Below are 20,082 nucleotides of genomic sequence, written 5' to 3'. Positions count from 1 at the left end.
CGATGCATCCCAATGATGATGACCGCACCCAGTTCATGCCGCGTCCGGGGGGCCGGGCGCCGGAACCTGCGCGTGCCGAACCTTCGCCGCTGGCCATGCCAGCCGCGCCGATGCTCACCGGCAAGAGCCAGGGCCTCAACCCGCTGGAAAGCGCCGCCGGCCCGTTGTTGGCCCTGCTGACGCGCCTGCGCAACACCATCGCCCACCCAGCGCCGGCCAGCCTGCGCGCGCAGTTGCTGGCCTATCTGCGCCAGTTTGAAGAGCGCGCCGAAGCGGCCGGCATCGCCCGCAACGAAGTGCTGCTGGCCCGTTACGCGCTGTGTACCGCGCTGGATGAAGCGGTGTTGAGCACGCCTTGGGGCAGCACCAGTGATTGGGGCAAGCAGAGCCTGTTGATCACCGTGCACAACGAAGCCTGGGGCGGCGAAAAGGTCTTTCAGTTGCTCGACCACTGCCTGCAAAGTCCACGGGAACGCCTGTACCTGCTGGAGCTGTTGTACCTGTGCATGTGCCTGGGTTTCGAAGGCCGCTATCGCGTGATGAATGACGGTCGCAGCCAGTTGGAAACCCTGCGCGAGCGCACGGCCGCCGCCATTCGCAGCGCCCGTGGCGAACACGAACGTGAACTGTCGCCACACTGGCGCGGCGTGACCGTGGCGCGGGATCGCCTGGCGCAATTCATGCCGCCGTGGATCGCCGTGGCCATCGGCCTGGCGTTGCTGCTGGCGCTGCTGTTTGGTTTGCGCATGAAGCTGGCGTCGGATGCCGAGCCGGTGTTCAAGAACATTCACGCGTTGGGCGAAATTCCGGTGCAGGCCATCGACCGCCCGGTGGCACAACCCAAAGTCATCGAGCGTCCACGCCTGGCGGGCTTCCTGGTGGAAGACATCAAGGCCGGGCGCGTTGCCGTGGAAGATGCGGTCGACCGTTCGGTGGTGACCATCCGTGGCGACGAGCTGTTCGCGTCCGCCAGCTCCAGCATCGTCGATGACTACCAACCGCTGATGCTGCGCATCGCCGACGCCATCCGCAAAGTCAAAGGCCAGGTGCGCGTGACCGGGCACAGTGACAACCGCCCGATTGCCACGCTGCGTTTCCCGTCCAACTGGGCGCTGTCCGAGGCGCGGGCCAAGTCGGTGCTGGACATCCTCGCGGCCAAGACCGGCCAGGCGGAGCGCTTCAGCGCAGAAGGGCGCAGCGACACCGAGCCGGTGGCGACCAACGCCACCGCAGAAGGCCGCGCCCGCAATCGTCGGGTTGAAATCACCGTATTGGCGGAGGGCGTCGAGTGAAGGCGTTTTTCAGTTTCATGATTCGCTGGGTGATCCCCGTGCTGGGCCTGATCGCCCTGAGCCTGATCATCTGGTTTGTCGGGCCGTTGCTCGACATGCTGGTGCCGGAAGGTCGCCGCTGGGCGCTGATTATCCTGGTGTTCGCGGTGTGGATCGCCTACCGCGTGTTCCGCATCATCCAGGCGCGGCGTCAGGCTGCCGAAGTGATGCGCAGCCTGGCCGCCGAAACCCCGGCAGACCCGAACAGCGTCGCCACCGCCGAAGAGCTCACCACCCTGCGCCAGCGCATGGACGAGGCCCTGGCGCTGCTGAAAAAGGCCAAGCTGGGTGGTGACGAACGTCGCAACCTCTACGAGCTGCCGTGGTACGTGATCATCGGCCCGCCGGGCTCGGGCAAGACCACGGCGCTGGTCAACTCCGGCCTGCATTTCCCGTTGGCCGCGCAGTTGGGCGCGGGTGCCGTGCGGGGTGTTGGCGGTACGCGCAACTGCGATTGGTGGTTTACCGATCAAGCCGTGTTGCTCGACACCGCCGGCCGCTACACCACTCAGGACAGCAACTCCACGGTGGATAAAGCCGCCTGGCTGGGCTTCCTCGATCTGCTGAAAAAGCAGCGCTCGCGCCGGCCTATCGACGGTGCCTTCATCGCCATCAGCCTGTCGGACCTGTTGCTCGGCACCGACGCCGAGCGCGCCGCCCATGCCGCCGCCATCCGCCTGCGTATCCAGGAGCTGTACACCCAGTTGGGCGTGCGTTTCCCGATCTACCTGATGCTGACCAAGCTCGACCTGGTGCCAGGCTTCATGGAGTTCTTCGACAACCTGAGCAAGGAAGAGCGCGCCCAGGTGTGGGGCATGACCTTTGCCCTGGACGACGGCAAAAACAGCGACAGCCCGTTGGCGCACCTGCAAAGCGAATTCGCCGGGCTGGAACAGCGCCTCAACGAACGTCTGGTCGAACGCCTGCAACAGGAGCGCGACCCGGCGCGGCGCGACCTGATCTACGGCTTCCCGCAGCAGTTCGGCGCATTGAAGGATTGCCTGCAAAGCTTCCTCGAAGGTGTGTTCAAGCCCAATGCCTTTGAAGAGCGCGTGCTGCTGCGCGGTGTGTATTTCACCAGCGGCACCCAGGAAGGCAGCCCGATCGACCGCCTGATCGGCGCGATGGCCCAGAGCATGAACCTGGATCGCCAGCACCTGGCGCGCCAGAGCGGCACGGGCCGCAGTTACTTCATCGAAAAACTCTTCACCGCCGTGGCGTTTGCCGAGCGCGGCTTGGTTGGGGTGAACCCCAAGGTCGAGCGCCGACGCAAGTGGATTGCACGCGGCGTGCTGGCCGCCACCGTGGCGACTGTCGTGGTGGTCAGCGGTTTGTGGTGGGTGAGTTACCGCGCCAACCAGGCGTATATCGCCCAGGTCGATCAGAAGGTCGCGCCGCTGGGCCAGACCGTGCAGAACCTGAGCCCGGCGCAGCGTGACATCCTCGCGGTATTGCCATTGCTCAATGCGGTGAAGAACCTGGCCGGCGACTCGCCGAGCTGGTCAGAAGGCCTGGGTCTGTACCAGGGCGACATGCTTGAAGCCGAGTCCGCCAGCGTCTACCGCAAGCTGTTGATCGCCGTGTTCGCGCCACGCCTGGTGACGCGCATCGAAGAGCAACTGCACGGCGGCGGCAATTCCGACTTCCTCTACGAAGGCCTCAAGGCCTACCTGATGCTCGCCGATGCCGAGCATTACGACCCGGACTTCATCAAGGCCTGGATCGCCCTCGACTGGGACCGCAACCTGCCCCGCGACCTGCCGGCCGATCAGCGCCAGGCATTGGCCGGGCACTTGCAGTCGTTGTTCGAACGTCATCCGCCCAATGCGCGCCTGGATCCACGACTGATCGACGACCTGCGTCGTCAGCTGCAACTGCTGCCGGTGGCCCAGCGCGTGTATGACCGGGTCAAGCGCCAGAAACTGCCTGAAGGCATCCCGGACTTCCGCCTCAACGAAGCCGCCGGCCGTGATGCGGCGCTGGTGTTCAGCCGCAAAAGTGGCAAGCCGCTGGGCGAGCCGTTGAGTGGGTTCTTCACCGCCAAGGGTTATCGCCAAGCGTTTTTGCTGAGCAGCCTGAACCAGACCGGCACCCTGGCCGAAGAGCAATGGGTGCTGGGCCATGAACAGGCCGACCAGCAGAATGTGGTGAGCCTGGCCGCCGACGTACGCCGCCTGTATTTCCAGGATTACCAGCGCCAGTGGGACGCCTTGCTGGCGGATATCGACTTTGTGCCGATCACCAGCGTGGCCCAGGCGGCCGACGTATTGCGGGTGATATCCGGCCCTGCTTCCCCGCTGAAAAAACTGCTGGTGGCGGTGGCCAAGGAAACCGATCTGCAAGCCGAAGAGCGCCAATTGGCCGCTAAAGGCGTGCCGGTGGAAGGTGGCGTCGACAAACTCAAGGAGCGCCTGGGCAGCCTGCTTGGCCAGGAGCAACCGAGCGCCAATGCACCTGCTGCGGCGGATGATCCGGTGACCGCGCACTTTGCCGAACTCAACAGCATCGTCAGCAAGAATGAAGGCGAGCCAGAGGCCATCGATGGCCTGCTCACCGACATGAACGCGCTGTATGTGCAGGTCAGCGCCATGGTTGGCGCCAGCGGTGATGCCTTGCTCGGCGAGGCGAAGAACCAGGCGGCGGCTGCGGCCACGCGTGTCAGCCTGAATGCCGAGCGCCAGCCACCGTTGGTGCAGGGCATGGTCAAGTCGGTGGTCAATTCCACCACCAACAGCATGATGGGCGGGGTGCGCAATCAACTGAACGCGGCCTGGGCCAGCGAAGTCGTCAACGTGTATCGCCAGTCCCTGGCCGGCCGCTACCCGATGTCGCCGGGCAGTGCGCGGGACGCGACCCTGGATGACTTCGGCCAGTTCTTCGGTGTGGGCGGGGTGATGGACAACTACTTCCGCAAGTACCTGCAGCCTTACGTGGACACGTCCGCGCAGACCTGGCGCTGGCAGCCGGGCGCGGCGCAGAAGCTGGGGATTGCGCCGGGCGTGCTGCAAACCTTCCAACGCGCCGCGGCTATTCGTGACGCGTTCTTTAGAGCGGGAGGCACTCAGCCCATCGTGCGTTTCGAACTCAAACCGGTGTCGATGGACCCGACCATCACCCAGTTCCTGCTGGACCTGGACGGGCAGCAACTGAGCTACGACCACGGCCCAAGCCGCCCAGTGGCGATGCAATGGCCAAACCCCGGCAGCATTGGCGTGGTGCGTCTCTCCATTATGCCGCCCGCCGGCAGTGGCCGTTCCGGCGTGACCCTGGACGGGCCGTGGGCCTGGTTCCGCCTGCTGGAGCAATCGGACCTCACCGCCGGTAACTCGCCGGACCGTTTCAACCTGCGCTTGCGCGTGGACGGTGCGAGCATCGCCTACGAGTTGCGCGCCAACAGCGCGTTCAACCCGTTCAAGAGCCGCGTACTCAGTGGCTTCAGCCTGCCGGAGCGGCTATGACGACCTTGGGTTTCTACGGCAAGTTGGCCAGCCGTGGCGACTTCGTCAGCCGCGCGTTGCCCCAGAGTTTCATTGGCCCGTGGGACAGCTGGTTGGCGGCGGGTCTGCTTGCCAGTCAGAACAGCCTCGGCGGCGATTGGCTCAACACCTACCTGGTCAGCCCGTTGTGGCGCTTTGTGCTGGCGCCGGGCGTGTGCGGGCCGGACGCGGCGGCGGGAGTGGTGATGCCGAGCATCGACCGGGTCGGGCGTTACTTCCCTCTGGCGGTGGTGACCTTGCTCGACCACGACACCAATCCTGCGTCCCTGGTGGGCGGGCCGGACACCTGGTTCGAGCAGGCCGAAGCGTTGCTGCTCAGCACCCTGGATGCCGGTGCCACCTTCGAAAATTTCAATGACGGCCTCGACAGCCTGGGCTTTCCGGCGGGCGAGCCGCGCGCGGTGGGTGGCCGTTTCGCCGGCCTGCAACGGGTGGCCGCCACCGTGCCTCACGGGCGCATCAACGCCCTGGCCGAACAGGCCTGCGAAGGCGCGAGCCTGTGGTGGGGCCGTGGCTCGCAGACGATTTCCCCTGGTTTGTTGCGGTGTCAGGGCCTGCCTGCCGCCGGCGATTTTGCGCAGTTTTTGCTCGGACAAGAAGGTGTGGTGTAGATGGGGTCGACGTACAAATCCGCGAGCAAAAGCCACGTGGGCATGGTTCGCCAGGTCAACGAAGACGCCTGCCTGGACCTGCCGGAAAACCGCCTGTGGGTGGTGGCCGACGGCATGGGCGGGCACGCGGCGGGGGACTATGTGAGCAGCCTGATCGTCGACAGCCTGCGCAGCGTGCCGGTGGGACGTTCCCTGGATGAGTACACGGCGGCGCTGCGCAACGACCTGCTGCGCATCAACGCCGCCGTGCGCGAAGAAACTGCCCACCGTGGCGTGACCATGATGGGCAGCACCGTGGTGCTGTTGGCCGCCCGTGGCCTGCGTGGCGTTTGCCTATGGGCTGGCGACAGCCGCTTGTACCGCCTGCGCGACGGCGTGCTTGAAGGCATCTCCCGTGACCACAGCTACGTGCAAGACCTGCAAGACAGCGGTCTGCTCAGCGAAGCCGACGCCCGCACCCATCCACGCGCCAATATCGTCACCCGTGCGATTGGCGTGGAAGCGCACCTGGAACTGGCGGTGGTCGACCTGCTGATCGCCCCCGGTGACAGCTACCTGCTGTGCAGCGATGGCCTGAACAAGACCGTCGAAGACCATGAGATCCGCGAAGTCCTCGGCCACGACACGCCGGATGAAATCGTGCGCAGCCTGGTGCACCTGGGGCTCAACCGGGGTGCGCCGGACAACATCACCGCCATCGTCGTGAAGGTATCGGCATGAACATCGTCATTCCCGGTTATGACATCGAAGGCGAGATCGGCGAAGGCGCCATGGCCAGCGTGTACCTGGCGACCCAGCGCTCCCTGGAGCGCAAGGTGGCGTTGAAGGTGATGGCGGCGGCATTGGCGGCTGACCCGAGCTTCTGCGAACGCTTCCTGCGCGAGGGCAAGACCCTGGCGCGCTTGTCGCACCCGCACACGGTGACCATCCATGACATCGGCAATGTCGGTGAGCTGTATTACATGGCCATGGAATACCTGCCCAACGGCACGCTCAAGGAGCGCATCGCCGCCGGCATGACGCCGGAGCAGGGCGTGACGCTGATCCGCCAGATCGCCTCGGCGCTGGGCTATGCCCATGCCCAGGGCCTGGTGCACCGCGATGTGAAACCGGCGAACATTCTGTTCCGCGCCGACGGCACGGCGGTGCTGTCGGACTTCGGTATCGCCAAGTCGCTGGATGATCGCACCCAGTTCACCCAGGCCGGGTTTGCCGTAGGCACGCCGAGCTATATGAGCCCGGAGCAGGCGCGGGGCCAGGAGATTGATGGTCGCGCCGACCTGTATGCGCTGGGCGTGGTGCTGTACGAGATTCTCGTCGGCAAGCTGCCTTATACCGGCACCGATGCGCTCTCCACGGCGCTCGCGCACCTGACTGAACCATTGCCCGAATTGCCGGTGCACCACGGCCGGTATCAGGAGGTGCTGCGCAAGCTGTTGGCCAAGGATCCGGCGGAGCGCTTCGCGGATGCGGCGGCGTTGTTGCGGGCGTTGGATAACCTGCCGTCGGAATCGCCAGAGGCTACGTTGGTGCGGCCGTTGCCGATCCCGATGAATTTTGATCTGGCGGGTATCACTCCGGAATCCATCGAGATCCCCACCGAGAAACCCCAGCCGGTGCGCCAACCGGTGGTGCCGCCGACCCAGCACAGCGAGCAGCGCCGTGGGCCGGTGTTGGCACTGGCCGCGGTTGCGGTGGCGGTGGCGGTTGCGTTGGCGATTGGTGGTGCCAGTTATTGGTGGTTGAGCGGCAGCGATGAACCTGTGGCCAACCCCCCGGCTGCGGTGGTTGTGCCGCCGGTGGCGCCGCCTGTGGCAGAAGTGGAGGGCGGCCAGCGGCCATTGCTGATGGCGGGCAAGAAAACGCTGTTCCAGCGCGTCCTCAGCAAACCCGGCGCCAAGCTTTCAACCGACGCCGGCAGTGCGCCGGGCAAGGCCTTGCCGGCGTTTTCCGTGCTCTACGTCTACCAACGCAAGGACGTTGACGGCAGCCCGTGGGTGCGCGTCGGCGCCGCCACCGATGGCCGCAGTGATGGTTGGTTGCCTGCGTCCCAGGTCAGCGACTGGAAGCAGAGCCTGGTCTTGAAGTTCACCGAGCGTTCGGGTCGGGCGCCGGTGATGTTCCTGCGCCAATCCGCTGAAGTGGAAAAACTCCTGGCTGATCCGACCGCCGCCAAAGGCGTACTGGCCAAGGCGCAGAAAAACAGTGAAGACAACAGCCAGATCCTGGCCCTGGAACCGACCGCCAGTGCGGTGCCGCAAAACCAGTTCTACCTGCTGCCGATCTTCGACGCCAAAGAGAGCTTCGACGAAAACGGCCAGCCGGTGCAGTTGCTCAATGTGGCCTCCATCGACCCCGGCAGCAGCGCGGCCGCCAAGCCCTCGACGCCGGTGATCAAGTCCAATGCCGACGCCTTTCGCACGGCGGTTGTGCTGGTGGTCGATACCACCGTTTCCATGCAGCCCTATATCGACCAGATCCGCGACGTGGTGCACGAACTGCAAACCCGCATCGGCGAACGCGGCGAGTTGGACAGCGTGAGCTTCGGCATGGTGGGCTTTCGCAGCAGCATCAAGAAAACCCCTGGCCTGGAATACGTCGCCAAGACCCTGATCACCCTCGACCAGGGCCGCGACCCGCAACGTTTCCTCGACATGGCGCGGCAGGTCAAGGCGTCCACCGTGTCCAGCCATTCGTTCAACGAAGATGCGTTCGCCGGGGTGATGCAGGCGGTGGACGGCATGGATTGGTCGGGCTATGGCGGGCGCATCATCCTGCTGGTCACCGATGCCGGCGCGCTGCGCAAGAACGATCCGTTCGCCGCCACCCAGATGAACGAAGCCGAGGTGCGCCAGGCTGCGCTGGGCAAGCAGATCAAGATCTACGCCCTGCACCTGCGTACCGACGCCGGCAAGAAAACCCATGCTGGTGCCGAGAGCCAATATCGCATCCTCACCGCCGACGCCAACCCGCAGATCGGTGACCTGTACACGGCGGTGCCCGGTGGTGATGTGCGCAAACTCGGTGACCGTGTGGATGAGATCGGCACGGTGTTTGCCAACCTGGTGCATCAGGTGCGCAGCAACACGCCACAGCCGGTACCGTTGCTGAACAGCGCGCCGAGTCTGGCGGATAAGTCCGCTGCCGTCGGTTATGCCATGCACATGGATTTCCTCGGGCGTAAAACCGCGAGCCAGGCGCCACAACTGGTCAGCGCCTGGACCGCTGACCGCGACCTGACCAACCCGGCACTGCCGGCGTTCCAGGTGTGCGTGATGCTGACCAAGTTGCAGCTCAATGACCTGCAGCAGTCGCTGAAACTGATCGTCGATGCAGCGCGCAAGACCCAGACTTCACCCAAGGATTTCTTCCAGGAAATCGCCAGCGCCTCCGCCTATATGAGCCGCGACCCACAAGCCCTGCGCAAGGGCGGCAACCTGGCCGACGGCGGCATCTTGGGTGAATACCTGGAAGGCCTGCCGTACCGCAGCAAGTCGCTGAACATGACCCAAGACCTGTGGTTGTCGTTGAGCGTGGCCGAGCAGGAAGACTTCATCGACGAGTTGGACTCGAAGATCCGCCTCTACGAAACCTTCCACAATGACGTGGCCAACTGGGTCCGTTTCGGCGATGCCGAGCCGGGCGATGCGTTGTACCGCGTGCCGTTGTCGACCTTGCCGTAATGCTGAATTTGAACGCGGTGCACAAGAGCCGGGGTGTCGGCAGCCAGCGCTACAGCCTGGTGATTCCGGCGCTGACGCTGCGTGCGGGTGAGCAACTGGCGATTGTCGGGCCCAGCGGTTGCGGCAAGAGCACCTTGCTGGATCTGCTGGCGCTGGTATTGGCGCCGGATCAGGTCGGGCAGTTTGAATTTCATCAGCAGGACATTGCCGGGTTGTGGCGTGGTGATCAGCAATCCACGCTGGCTGCGCTGCGCAGCCAGCACCTGGGTTACGTGCTGCAAACCGGCGGCTTGCTGGGGTTTCTCGATGTGCGCGGCAATATCGCCTTGTCCCGGCAACTGCTGGGCTTGAAGGACGATGGCAGCGTGGCGCGTCTGGCCGAGCAATTGGAGATCAGCGACCAGTTGGCCAAGAAGCCGGCGGCGCTCTCGGTGGGTCAACGCCAGCGCGTCAGCTGTGCCCGCGCCTTGGCCCATGCGCCGCAACTGGTGCTGGCGGACGAGCCGACGGCGTCCCTCGACCCCTTGAATGCCGAGCGCGTGATGCAGGCGCTGCTGGCCCAGGCGCGCGAACACCGTGCCGCCTGTGTGATCGCCACCCATGACGAACCCCTGGCCCGCGCCAGCGGCTTGCAGGTGCGGCGCATCAGTTGCCGTCGCGACACCGACGGCGGCGTCACCGCGACCCTCGGGGAGGTGTGCTGATGCGCATGGGTCTGGTGGCGTCGCTGGCCTGGCAGGACTATCGCAACGATGCCTGGTTGTCGGCCTGTTCGGTGCTGGCGCTGGTCGCGGTCATTGCACCGTTGCTGGTGTTATTCGGCCTGAAATTTGGACTGGTTAGCAGTTTGACCGAACGTTTGCAGACCGACCCCGCCACCCGTGAAATTATTCCGTTGGGTGGCGGTCGATTCAGCAGCGCCTTTATCGAGCAACTCGGCCAGCGCAGCGATGTGGCGTTTGCACTGCCGCGCACGCGACAAATTGCGGCGACCGCGCAGGTGGGTGCCTTGGCCCTGGAAATGCTGCCGACCGCTTGGGGTGATCCCTTGCTGGCGGGTCTGCCGGTGCCCAAGGGCCTGGACCAGATCGTGCTGAGCCACACCGCCGCCGAGAAGCTGGCGGCGCGGCCGGGGGATTGGCTGGAAGCCAGTTTTGCGCGGCAAGTAGCAGGGCGCTTCGAGGCCCAGCGCACGCGCTTGCAGGTGCTGGCGGTATTGCCGCTGGAAGCTTTTGCCCGTGACGGATTGTTGGCCGATTTGAAATTGCTGGAAGCCGCAGAAGATTACCGTGATGGCCGCGCAGTACCGGCCTTGGGCTGGGAAGGTGAAGCGGTCGGTGTGAGTGAACAACGCGTGTACCCGGCATTTCGCCTGTATGCGCGCAACCTCACCGATGTGGAACCGCTGCGGGTGTTTTTCGCCGGGCAGAACCTGCTGGTATCGACCCAGGCGCAGACCATCGCGCAGGTGCAGTCGTTGAGCCGCAACCTGTCGATCGTGTTCTGGGTGATCTGCGGGTTGGCGTTGGCGGGAGGGTTTGCAGCGATCTTTGCTGGGGCGTTGGCCGCCGTGGCGCGCAAGCGTCGGGAATTGTCGGTGTTGCGCCTGTTGGGGTTTTCCACCGGTGGGCTGTTGCTGTTTGTGGTGGTGCAGGCGCTGTACAGCGCTGGCTTCGCCGCCGTGCTCAGTGCCAGTCTGTATGGCTTGGCCGAGGCGGCGTTGAATCAGTTATTCGTGCAGGTGCCGGGCGAACACGCCAGTCATCTGTTGGCGCGTCATTATGGCCTGGCCCTGGTTGCAATCATGGGCGTCAGCGCCATGGCGGCGGCCTGTGGTGGTTGGCGAGTGGCGCGGATCCAGGCTTCTGAAGGAATCAGAGATGTATAAGTTACTGGGCGCCTGTGTGGTGCTGACCTTGGCCTCCATGGCCTGGGCCGATGAGGCGAGTGACAAACTCGATAACCCCAAGCCACTGGAAGGCGACGTCAGCCTGCCGCTGCCGTGCGAAGGCAACATGGTGTTCCGCTACGCCTACGTGCTGGCCCAGGGCACCCTGGATGATCGCGAGATCAGCCTCGGCTACCCCTTTGCCGAAGGCGAGGCGGGCTATCAGCAGTCATTCATTTCCGGCTACCGCCGCGACTTCATCAATGGCCAGTTCACCCTCAAGGACCTGCCCAAAGACTGGAACAAAGTCATCGCGCCGTTGATGCCGAAGACCGACGCCAAGACCCCGCTCAAGCCCATGCTCTACTTCATCGGCAAGTACGAAGTGACGGCACGCCAGTACGCCCAGGTAATGTCCCAGGCGCAGTCTCTGGCCAGCGGTGAACCGGCGCCGGCGTGCGACGCGCCCACCGGCATGGCCGGGCGCTTGCCCAAGGTGAAGCTGTCGCGCTTTGAGGCCGAGCGCTTCTCGGCGGTGTACAGCGCCTGGTTGATGAAATACCACCGTGAGTTGCTGCCGGTCAGCGGACGCGGCTCTTCGGCGGACGACGGCGGCTTGGGTTTTGTGCGCCTGCCCACCGAAGTGGAGTGGGAGTTCGCCGCGCGCGGCGGTCATGCCGTCAGCCGCCAGGACCTGGAAGGTCGCCTGTTCCCGCGCCGCACTGAAGGCAGCGACAGCGACGGCCCGCTCGGCGATTACGCCGTGTTCAACCAGGTCGCCGGCGGCACCGGCCAGGCCGCGCGCCTGATGCCTATTGGCACCAAATTGCCCAACCCGATTGGTCTGTTCGACGTGATCGGCAACGCCGCAGAGATGGTCCAGGAATCCTTCCAACTGGTGCACGCCGGGCGTCGCCAGGGCACCTACGGCGGCTTTGTGGTCAAGGGTGGCAACTACCTGGAAGGCGAGGGCACGCTGTTCACCGGCATGCGCCGCGAGTACCCGCTGTTCGCCGCTGACGGCACCGAGCAAAGCAACGAGACCACCGGATTCCGCGTGGCGATTGGCGCCTTGTCGGCGCCGCGTTCACGCTACAAAGAGCTGTTCGCCCAGTGGCAGAAAGAAGGTCGCCTGGCCGCGCTCACCGATGCCATCGACGACGCCCAGGACCCGACCAAACGCCTGGACAGCATCATCGCCGCCAGCGCCGACCCCAAGCTGCAAGCCGAGCTGGGGCTGGTCAACGAAGAGCTCAAGCGCAACGTCTCGCTGATCGCCCAGCAACGCGAAGAGGCGGCGGGCAACCTGATCCAGTCGGCCGCGTTGGTGGCCGAGACCATCGCCAACTACAACATCCGCCTGGCCAACCTGCAGAAGAGCCGCCAACAGTCCCTGGACAACAAGGACGAGGCCAGCGCGCAGCTGTTCGACATGGCGATTGCCAATGGTCGCAGCGCCCTCGATGGCGCGGTGGCGATCTATATCGACAACCTGGCCACCGGCACGCGTTACACCGATGCGGTGATCCAGGCGCAGTTTCAACGGATCAAGGAAGAGTTGGATCGCAAGCCAGTGCTCGGCAAGAGCCTGGTGACGCGCGCAACACTGTTCGTTCGCCATGTCGGCAACTACCGCAAGCAACAGCGGGCCGACCCGGCAACGATCTTGAAGGAATTGCTCGCAGCGAGCGGTCAGCGATGAGCGCTGGCTGTATGGCGAGCTTGGAAGGGACTCAGGCGGCGGTGGGCCGTGCTGGGCAAGTCAAACTTAAACGAGAACACACCTATGCTTTTTTCCCGTAAGGCGGTTTCCAAGCGTCACTTGCTGCTGATCGCAGCCGGTTTCAGCACTGTGTTGACCGGTTGCGCCACGTCGCCGGCCTCCAAGGTCGCGTCGAGCACCAAGGTCGAGTACTACCCGAACTGCTACGAGCCGGTGCAGCACCTGCGCGCGACCGATTCGGACATGACCAAGTCGGTCGTGACCGGCGCGGCCATTGGCGCTGCTGGCGGTGCCCTGCTGGGCGCGCTGACCGGCGACTCTGACAAGCGTGGCCGTAACGCCGCCATCGGCGCAGCGGGTGGCGCATTGGCCGGCGGCGCGGCGGGTTACTACACCGAGCGTCAGAAGCAGATCAGCGATGACAACCAGCGCATTGCCTCCTACTCCACCGATTTCAACAAAAGCGCCTCCGACATCGACCGCAGCACCGCCTACGCCAAAGCGTCGCAGCAGTGCTACCAGAGCGCATTCACCAAGCTGGTGGCTGACCGCAAGGCCAAAACCGTCAACGACACCGAAGGCCGCAAGCGCCTGGCGGAAATCGTGTCCGGCCTGAAGGAATCCAATGACCTGATCGTCGCGGTCAACGGCAAAGCCAGCGAAGACCTGAACAACTACACCCAGGCCTACGAAAAAGACCTGCAACAAGTGGGTGTGCAGCGTAATGACGTGGTGACCGTGGCCCAGGCAGACGTAGCCCCTGCGGTCGTCCCGGCCAAGAAGGGTGGCAAGACTCCACCGAAAGTCGCGAAGAAAAAAGACCTGCCGGTTGTGCCGAAAGAAGCGGTGACCACCGAGAAGAGCATTCAGACCGTGCAGGCCAAGCAGGCTGAAAGCAAGCAGGTCGCCAGTGCCGGTAAGGCACAGATCGAAGGCACCTGCCGCGATCCTAACCTGGCCGACTGGGCGCCCGTGCCTTGCCCGAACGTTTAAGCAACATGCTGCTATAAGCGTCAAACGCCAGCCGATCTTCCGCTAATGCGCAAGATCGGTGGCGTTCTTTTTGCAAATCGTTAAACTGCTGCGGCCACTCAATAATTACACCGAGGCCGTGTGCATGAAATTTCGTCTTCTCCTGTGGGTGCTGGGCCTGATGATGGGCAAAGCCAGCCGCACCAATCCTGCCTTCCAGCAACAGTTGGGCGATAAAGACCTGGCGTTCCAGTTGCAGACCCTCGACGGCAAGGTTGCCCGTCACTTCATCGTCAAAGACCAGCGCATCACCAGCCGCTCGGGCGTTCACCCGTCGCCGGCGTTCGCCATCGCCTTCAAAGATGCCGCCTACGGCTTCGCCACCATGCAGGCGAAGAACAAGCAATTGGCATTCATGACGGGGATTCAGGACAAGTCGATCCAGATCAAGGGCAACCCGGCGCTGGTGATCTGGTTCCAGGGGTTGACCAAGTATTTGAAGCCGAAGAAGAGCAGCGCCAAGAAGTGAGCTTCAAGCTGCAAGCTTAAAGCTGACAACTTGAAGCTTGCAGCTGCTGTTAAGCCTGACTGAACTGCGAGGCCAGCTCACGCAACAACACCTCGGCATCCAGCACTTTGCCCACCACTTCCTCAGCCTTGTCCCGCGTCAGTCCCAGACGCTCAAGCAGCGCATCCGGAATCGCCTCATCCGGCCCGGAGCCAATCCCTCGGCTGCGCAACAAGCGCACCGCCAGGCACACCAGGTTCGGGTATTCAGCGTACTGACCATCGTAGGTCGGGTCATGCTGGAAGCGCAGCGCGGTGGACAACTCATCCGGCATGTCCCAGTAGCGCATCAGCCAGGCGCCAATCTGCTCGCGGCTGATACCCAGCAAGTGTTGCTCGACATAGCTGTGGCACAGGTGCGGGTTGACCTCCAGGTGACGGCAGATCAGCGAAAAGTGCGGCGGGAACACGTGAGCCAGCAGCAGGTAACCGAAGTTGTGCAGCAGACCGGCCAGATAAGTCAGGCCGGCTTCCGGGCGCTGGGCGCGCGGCATGGCGCGGGTCAGGCCTTCGATCACGGCGGCGGTGTAGATCGACTGGTGCCAGTACGGTGTGGACTGGTGCGGGTGGTCCTTGGGCAGGCTCAAGGTCTTGCCCAGGGCCAGGCCCAGCGCCAGGTTGATCACCAGGTCGAAGCCCAGCACGCGCACGATGGCGTCTTCCACGGAGCGGATCTTGCCTGGCGATGCGTAGTAGGGCGACGCGGCCCAGCTCACGACTTGCGCGGCCAAAGCGGGGTCGGTTTCGACCACGCCGGTGATGTCATCAATAGTGGCGTTGGGGTCGACGCGCAGCTTGATGATCTTCTGCGCCGTGTCGGCCAGCGGTGGAATCTCGATGGTCGCTTCCAGGCGTTGCTGGATGCGGCGGGCGGTGAACGCCTGCATCGCCTGGGTGATTTCCTCACGGTCATCATTCGGGCGGTCGAGGTTGGGGCGGATGTTGCTCAACGGCTCGCCGAAGTGGCCGGCGCTGGCCTTGGTGAGCATCGTCTTGAAGGCGTCGCTGGAGATCTCCAGCAACAGGCCGGCTTCACCCGAATGCACCAGCAGGCTCGGCTCGTTGAGCAGGCTGCCTTCGTACAGGCACGGCGAACTGGTGAGCGGCGGCAGGCCCGGCAGCAGGCTGAGTTCGTGCTTGCCCAGCATGCGTTCGACGCGATCCGGCGACACTGCCGTGAGGCGGCGACCGGTAAGTTCGGCGAGGCGGTTGAGGTCGAGCAATTGGTTCTGCGGGAACAGCACCATCAGTGCGCCCACCGCGTCTTCCAACAGCACGGCCTGGACTTTTCGCGCAGGATTCAGGCCCGGTAGGTCGGTGACTTCCGTGTAGGGGATGGCGAGTTTTGCGAGCAGAGCCCGAATGACCGGCGGGGCGGTCAGTGGGACTGTGGCGAGGGCAACTTCTGACATGGCCTGATCCAATTTCTTACAGTCCACGAAGTATAACCAGCTTGATACAAGTGTTGGTCGACTAAGTGAGTCAGGCGTCACACTTGGCCGTATTGCTGCCCATGGCGTAGCCAGCGATCCAGCAACGGGCTGACATGATCCGGCCAACGTTCGAGCAGCGCTTGCGCCGCATCGCGCACGGCCGGCAGCAGGTCGGCGTCGCGCATGAGGTCCGCGACCTTGAATTGCAGCAGGCCGGTCTGGCGCGTACCGAGCATTTCGCCAGGGCCGCGCAGTTCCAGATCCTTTTCGGCGATGACAAACCCGTCGTTGGTTTCGCGCATGATGCCCAGGCGTTGGCGACCGATCTGCGACAGCGGCGGGTGGTATAGCAGCACACAATGGCTGGCGGCACTGCCCCGGCCGACACGGCCGCGCAATTGGTGCAGTTGCGCCAGTCCTAGGCGCTCAGGGTTTTCGATGATCATCAGGCTGGCGTTGGGCACGTCCACGCCGACCTCGATCACCGTGGTTGCCACCAACAGTTGCAGGTTGCCGGCCTTGAATTCGGCCATCACGGCGGCTTTTTCAGCCGGCTTCATGCGGCCATGGATCAAGCCGACCTTGAGCTCGCCCAAGGCGCTGGTGAGGTCCTCAAAGGTGGTTTCGGCCGCCTGGCACGTCAGCTCTTCGGACTCTTCAATCAGCGTGCACACCCAGTACGCCTGGCGCCCTTCGGCGCAGGCGCCGCGCACGCGCTCGATCACTTCGACACGCCGGGTGTCGGTGACCAGTACGGTATTGACCGGCGTCCGGCCGGGCGGCAGTTCGTCGAGGATCGAGGTGTCGAGGTCGGCGTAGGCGCTCATCGCCAGAGTGCGCGGGATCGGCGTGGCGGTCATGATCAACTGGTGCGGGTTCATGCGCCCGCCCACGCCTTTCTGTCGCAGGGCGAGGCGTTGTTGCACGCCGAAACGGTGCTGTTCGTCAATGATCACCAGCGCAAGGTTCTTGAACTGAACTTCGTCTTGGAACAGCGCGTGGGTGCCAACGACCATCGGCGCTCCGCCGGCAATCTGTTCCAGTGCCGCTGCGCGCACCTTGCCCTTGAGCTTGCCGGCCAACCACGCCACTTCCAGGCCCAGCGGTTCAAGCCAGCGCTTGAAGGTGATGAAGTGTTGCTCGGCAAGGATCTCGGTGGGCGCCATCAACGCCACCTGGTAACCGGCTTCCAATGCTTGCAGGGCGGCGAGGGCGGCGACCACGGTCTTGCCCGCGCCCACATCGCCCTGGATCAGGCGCAGCATGGGTTCCTGCTGGCTCAAGTCATAGGCGATTTCGTTGCCGACGCGTTGCTGGGCACCGGTCGGCGCAAAGCCCAGGTTGGCCAGGTACTGCGCAGGCAAACGCGTGGCCTTGGGCATGGCCGGCGCGCGCAGGGAGCGCATGCTCTCGCGCAGGCGTTGCTGGGACAGTTGGTGGGTCAGCAGTTCTTCAAACGCCAGGCGATGCTGGGCCCAGTGATGACCCAGTGCCAGCTCGTCGACATCGGCATCGGCAGGCGGGTGATGCAAGTAGCGAATCGCATCGTCCAGCGACGCCAGCTGATAGTCGCGGGCCAGCTCCAGCGGCAGCCAGTCGGGCAGGCTTTTCGGGTCGAGCATCGTCAGCGTCTGCATGCACAGCTGGCGCAGGCGTTGCTGGGTCAGGCCTTCGGTGAGCGGGTAGATCGGTGTGAGTGTGGTGTCGACCGGCGGCGGTTCGTCGCCGGTGATGGCGCGGTATTCCGGGTGATAGATCTCAAGACCCGACGCACCGGGCCGCGCTTCGCCGTAACAACGAACGCGGGTGCCGCGCTTGAGCCCTTCCTTCTGCGCATTGCTGAAATGGTAGAAGCGCAGGCTCAGGCCACCGGTGCCGTCCTGCAGGCGCACCACCAGGCTGCGGCGCTTGCCCATCACCACATCGGCACCGCTCACGGTGCCTTCGACCACCGCATCCTGCCCAGGGCGCAACTGGCCGATGGGCACGACGCGGGTGCGGTCCTGATAGCGCAGGGGCAGGTGGAACAACACGTCCTGGAGGTTTTCCAGGCCGACCTTGGCCAACTTCTCGGCCATGGCTTCACCGACACCCTTGAGTGCCGTCACCGACACCTGCGACAGCTCAGTCATACCGTTGCTTAACTCGCAGCCGTCGGCTTGGCCACCGAGCACAGGCGGATCGAATCGGCGAGGATCTCAATCGCTTTCGGCCGTGGGAAGCTGGCGCGCCAGGCGATCGCCACGGTGCGGAATGGCACTGGCGGTGTCAGTGGGCGCACTTCGATCACGCCGGGGGCGTAGTGATGGCTGTCCACTGCCGACAGCGGCAGGATCGAAATACCCAGGCCGGACGCGACCATGTGCCGGATGGTTTCCAGGGAGCTGGATTCCACGGTGGTGTGCTTGGCGCCGTCGTTGCCCTTGGTCAGGGTCGGGCAGGCTTCCAATACCTGGTCGCGGAAGCAGTGGCCTTCGCCCAGCAGCAGCAGGCTCTTGTCGTTGAGCAGGCCAGCGTCGATGGTGTCTTTTTGCGTCCACGGGTGGGACGCGGGCATCAAGACGTAGAACGGCTCGTCGTAGAGCGGCAGGGTCAACACGTCCGCCTCGTTGAACGGCAGGGCGATGATGATCGCGTCCAGCTCGCCGTTGCGCAGTTTGTCGCGCAGCACGTGGGTGAAGTTTTCTTCGATATACAGCGGCATCTGCGGCGCGACGCGGTGCAGTTGCGGGATCAGATGCGGGAACAGGTAGGGGCCGACGGTGTAGATTGCGCCGACTTTGAGCGGTGCAGTCAGCTGGTTCTTGCCGGCCTGGGCCAGTTCGCGAATGCTCTGCGCTTGCTCCAGTACCTTCTGGGCCTGGGCCACAATGCCTTCGCCCACAGGCGTCAGGCGCACGGCGCTCTTGCTGCGCTCGAAAATCAGCACACCGAGTTCGTCTTCAAGCTTTTTCACGCCCACCGACAGCGTCGGCTGGCTGACATGGCAACGCTCGGCCGCATGGCCGAAGTGCTGCTCTTGGGCGAGGGTAACGATGTAGCGTAATTCTGTAAGAGTCATAGCGGGCGTCCATGAGGTTGCGGGCCAAGCATACCGGCTGCAATCGATAGACGCACGTTATCAGAACTTTGCTGGGGATTGAGCGGGGAGTTACGCAGATTTTGCTGAGGGTGGTGAGGGTTGCCCCCTCACCACCTTCATTTTTCAGCGACGACGCTTCTCGATGTTGTACACGAACGGTGCAACGATCTCGATGCTGCCGCCTTTGAGCATGTCCGCCGGCGGCTTGGGCAGCGGCTGGGCACGACGGATCATGTCCAGGGTGGCGCGGTCCAGGTCGGCGTTGCCGGAGCGGCCCACCAACTCGTAGGACAGCACGTTGCCTTCGGCATCCACCACGAACTTCAGGCGGTTCAAGCCTTCCTTGCCACGGGCCTGGGCGCCTGGCGGGTATTTCTTGTACTTCTGCAGGTGCGCCAGCAGGGTGCCTTCCCAGGAAGCCTTCGCTGCGATCTGCTGCGGAGACGGGCCTGGAACAGGCTGGGCCGATTTTTCAGCCGGTGCCTGGGTCGGCGGAGCGTCGCTCGGCGGATCCTCGGAGGGTTTCTCCTTGGGCGGCTCGATCTTCTTCTCCACAGGCTTGGGCGGCTGCGGTTTAGGCTTGGGCTTGACCGGCTTGGGCACCTGGATCGTTGGCTTGGGCGCCTCGGCCAGTTTCGGCAGGGGCAGCTCTTCCACCGGTGCAGGCGGTTGCGGCGGCGTTACCACCTTGGGCGGCGCTGGCGGCGGCGGGGCTGGCATCGGTGCCAGGTCGATGACCATGGCAGCCGGTGGCAACTGCACCGTGCGCGGCGCGGACCAATGTAGCGCGATAGCGATCGCGACGGCATGCACGCCCAGTACGACGGCGAGGCTGGTGCCATAACGCGTCAGTTTGTGGCGCGTCGTGATCATTTCTTGGCTGCCGTCTCAAGTCCGACCAGGCCGACCTTGAGGTAGCCGGCTGCCCGCAGGGCATCCATCACGCTCATCAGGTCGCCGTAGTCCACGCCCTTGTCAGCCTGGAAGAAGATCGTCGTGTCTTTCTTGCCTTGGGTCTTGGCGTCGAGCACCGGCCCCAGGGTTTCAGCTTTGACTTCTTCTTCGCCCAGGAACAGGCGTTGGTCCGCCTTGACGCTGAGGAAGATCGGTTTCTCTGGCCGTGGCGCAGGTTTTGCGCTGGACGCGGGCAGGTCAACCTTGATGTCCACGGTCGCCAACGGTGCCGCCACCATGAAGATGATCAGCAGCACCAGCATCACATCGATAAACGGCGTGACGTTGATTTCGTGGTTCTCGACGAGTTCGTCGTCGCCTTGATTCAAATGCAGGCCCAT

Annotated in this window: 15 protein-coding genes; 10 read left to right on the top strand and 5 right to left on the bottom strand. The window is 64.1% G+C overall.

The genetic code is table 11. From position 1 onward, the window contains the following. Positions 1-2 precede the first annotated feature (2 nt). From OZ428_RS32605 to OZ428_RS32560, 10 genes are all read left to right on the top strand, one after another. The gene (locus OZ428_RS32605; RefSeq protein WP_133075577.1) at positions 3-1,292 is read left to right on the top strand and encodes a DotU family type VI secretion system protein; all 1,290 of its coding nucleotides are present in this window, start codon (positions 3-5) and stop codon (positions 1,290-1,292) included. Further along, entirely contained in the window at positions 1,289-4,789 is a 3,501-nt protein-coding gene (tssM, locus tag OZ428_RS32600; protein WP_269132324.1) for a type VI secretion system membrane subunit TssM, read from the top strand. Before OZ428_RS32605 ends, tssM begins: the two co-directional genes overlap by 4 nt. After that, positions 4,786-5,439: a type VI secretion system-associated protein TagF gene (gene tagF, locus OZ428_RS32595; protein WP_133075575.1), complete on the top strand. Its 654-nt coding sequence runs from the start codon at positions 4,786-4,788 to the stop codon at positions 5,437-5,439. Before tssM ends, tagF begins: the two co-directional genes overlap by 4 nt. Continuing rightward, complete coding sequence (locus OZ428_RS32590; RefSeq protein WP_028618488.1) at positions 5,440-6,159, top strand: PP2C family protein-serine/threonine phosphatase; 720 nt, start codon at positions 5,440-5,442, stop codon at positions 6,157-6,159. After that, complete coding sequence (locus tag OZ428_RS32585) at positions 6,156-9,122, top strand: serine/threonine-protein kinase (RefSeq protein WP_269132323.1); 2,967 nt, start codon at positions 6,156-6,158, stop codon at positions 9,120-9,122. The genes OZ428_RS32590 and OZ428_RS32585 overlap by 4 nt, the downstream gene beginning before the upstream one ends. Beyond that, positions 9,122-9,826, top strand: coding sequence for an ABC transporter ATP-binding protein (locus OZ428_RS32580; protein WP_123474761.1), 705 nt, complete (start codon positions 9,122-9,124; stop codon positions 9,824-9,826). Before OZ428_RS32585 ends, OZ428_RS32580 begins: the two co-directional genes overlap by 1 nt. Further along, on the top strand, positions 9,826-11,010 hold the full coding sequence (locus OZ428_RS32575) for an ABC transporter permease (RefSeq protein ID WP_269132322.1): 1,185 nt from the start codon (positions 9,826-9,828) through the stop codon (positions 11,008-11,010). The genes OZ428_RS32580 and OZ428_RS32575 overlap by 1 nt, the downstream gene beginning before the upstream one ends. Further along, the gene (locus OZ428_RS32570) at positions 11,003-12,712 is read left to right on the top strand and encodes a formylglycine-generating enzyme family protein (protein ID WP_133075572.1); all 1,710 of its coding nucleotides are present in this window, start codon (positions 11,003-11,005) and stop codon (positions 12,710-12,712) included. The genes OZ428_RS32575 and OZ428_RS32570 overlap by 8 nt, the downstream gene beginning before the upstream one ends. A gap of 84 nt (positions 12,713-12,796) precedes the next feature. Further along, on the top strand, positions 12,797-13,726 hold the full coding sequence (gene tagQ / locus OZ428_RS32565) for a type VI secretion system-associated lipoprotein TagQ (protein WP_033901114.1): 930 nt from the start codon (positions 12,797-12,799) through the stop codon (positions 13,724-13,726). A 124-nt stretch (positions 13,727-13,850) separates the two neighbouring features. Next, on the top strand, positions 13,851-14,234 hold the full coding sequence (locus tag OZ428_RS32560; RefSeq protein ID WP_269132321.1) for a helicase: 384 nt from the start codon (positions 13,851-13,853) through the stop codon (positions 14,232-14,234). 49 nt (positions 14,235-14,283) lie between these two features. Here the strand turns inward: OZ428_RS32560 and OZ428_RS32555 are convergent, their stop codons facing one another. The 5 genes from OZ428_RS32555 to exbD all read right to left on the bottom strand — a co-directional run bounded on the left by OZ428_RS32555 (position 14,284) and on the right by exbD (position 20,082). After that, positions 14,284-15,684: an aminoacyl-tRNA deacylase and HDOD domain-containing protein gene (locus OZ428_RS32555; RefSeq protein WP_269132320.1), complete on the bottom strand. Its 1,401-nt coding sequence runs from the start codon at positions 15,682-15,684 to the stop codon at positions 14,284-14,286. Positions 15,685-15,761: 77 nt separating this feature from the next. Further along, positions 15,762-17,837: an ATP-dependent DNA helicase RecG gene (recG, locus tag OZ428_RS32550; RefSeq protein WP_269132318.1), complete on the bottom strand. Its 2,076-nt coding sequence runs from the start codon at positions 17,835-17,837 to the stop codon at positions 15,762-15,764. A gap of 8 nt (positions 17,838-17,845) precedes the next feature. Then, on the bottom strand, positions 17,846-18,766 hold the full coding sequence (locus tag OZ428_RS32545) for a hydrogen peroxide-inducible genes activator (protein ID WP_016975936.1): 921 nt from the start codon (positions 18,764-18,766) through the stop codon (positions 17,846-17,848). Positions 18,767-18,910: 144 nt separating this feature from the next. After that, entirely contained in the window at positions 18,911-19,660 is a 750-nt protein-coding gene (locus OZ428_RS32540) for a TonB family protein (protein ID WP_016975935.1), read from the bottom strand. After that, complete coding sequence (exbD, locus tag OZ428_RS32535) at positions 19,657-20,082, bottom strand: TonB system transport protein ExbD (RefSeq protein ID WP_003195519.1); 426 nt, start codon at positions 20,080-20,082, stop codon at positions 19,657-19,659. Before exbD ends, OZ428_RS32540 begins: the two co-directional genes overlap by 4 nt.

This window comes from Pseudomonas sp. GXZC, from assembly GCF_026967615.1.
In the GTDB taxonomy this organism is placed as follows: Bacteria; Pseudomonadota; Gammaproteobacteria; order Pseudomonadales; family Pseudomonadaceae; genus Aquipseudomonas; species Aquipseudomonas azotoformans_A.
This window is presented reverse-complemented; position numbering and strand designations above follow the sequence as displayed.

Coding starts and splice junctions, on each gene's coding strand:
- OZ428_RS32605 (WP_133075577.1), top strand. CDS start 3: ATGCATCCCAATGATGATGACCGCACCCAGTTCATGCCGCGTCCGGGG.
- tagF (WP_133075575.1), top strand. CDS start 4,786: ATGACGACCTTGGGTTTCTACGGCAAGTTGGCCAGCCGTGGCGACTTC.
- OZ428_RS32590 (WP_028618488.1), top strand. CDS start 5,440: ATGGGGTCGACGTACAAATCCGCGAGCAAAAGCCACGTGGGCATGGTT.
- OZ428_RS32585 (WP_269132323.1), top strand. CDS start 6,156: ATGAACATCGTCATTCCCGGTTATGACATCGAAGGCGAGATCGGCGAA.
- OZ428_RS32580 (WP_123474761.1), top strand. CDS start 9,122: ATGCTGAATTTGAACGCGGTGCACAAGAGCCGGGGTGTCGGCAGCCAG.
- OZ428_RS32575 (WP_269132322.1), top strand. CDS start 9,826: ATGCGCATGGGTCTGGTGGCGTCGCTGGCCTGGCAGGACTATCGCAAC.
- OZ428_RS32570 (WP_133075572.1), top strand. CDS start 11,003: ATGTATAAGTTACTGGGCGCCTGTGTGGTGCTGACCTTGGCCTCCATG.
- tagQ (WP_033901114.1), top strand. CDS start 12,797: ATGCTTTTTTCCCGTAAGGCGGTTTCCAAGCGTCACTTGCTGCTGATC.
- OZ428_RS32560 (WP_269132321.1), top strand. CDS start 13,851: ATGAAATTTCGTCTTCTCCTGTGGGTGCTGGGCCTGATGATGGGCAAA.
- OZ428_RS32555 (WP_269132320.1), bottom strand. CDS start 15,684: ATGTCAGAAGTTGCCCTCGCCACAGTCCCACTGACCGCCCCGCCGGTC.
- recG (WP_269132318.1), bottom strand. CDS start 17,837: ATGACTGAGCTGTCGCAGGTGTCGGTGACGGCACTCAAGGGTGTCGGT.
- OZ428_RS32545 (WP_016975936.1), bottom strand. CDS start 18,766: ATGACTCTTACAGAATTACGCTACATCGTTACCCTCGCCCAAGAGCAG.
- OZ428_RS32540 (WP_016975935.1), bottom strand. CDS start 19,660: ATGATCACGACGCGCCACAAACTGACGCGTTATGGCACCAGCCTCGCC.
- exbD (WP_003195519.1), bottom strand. CDS start 20,082: ATGGGCCTGCATTTGAATCAAGGCGACGACGAACTCGTCGAGAACCAC.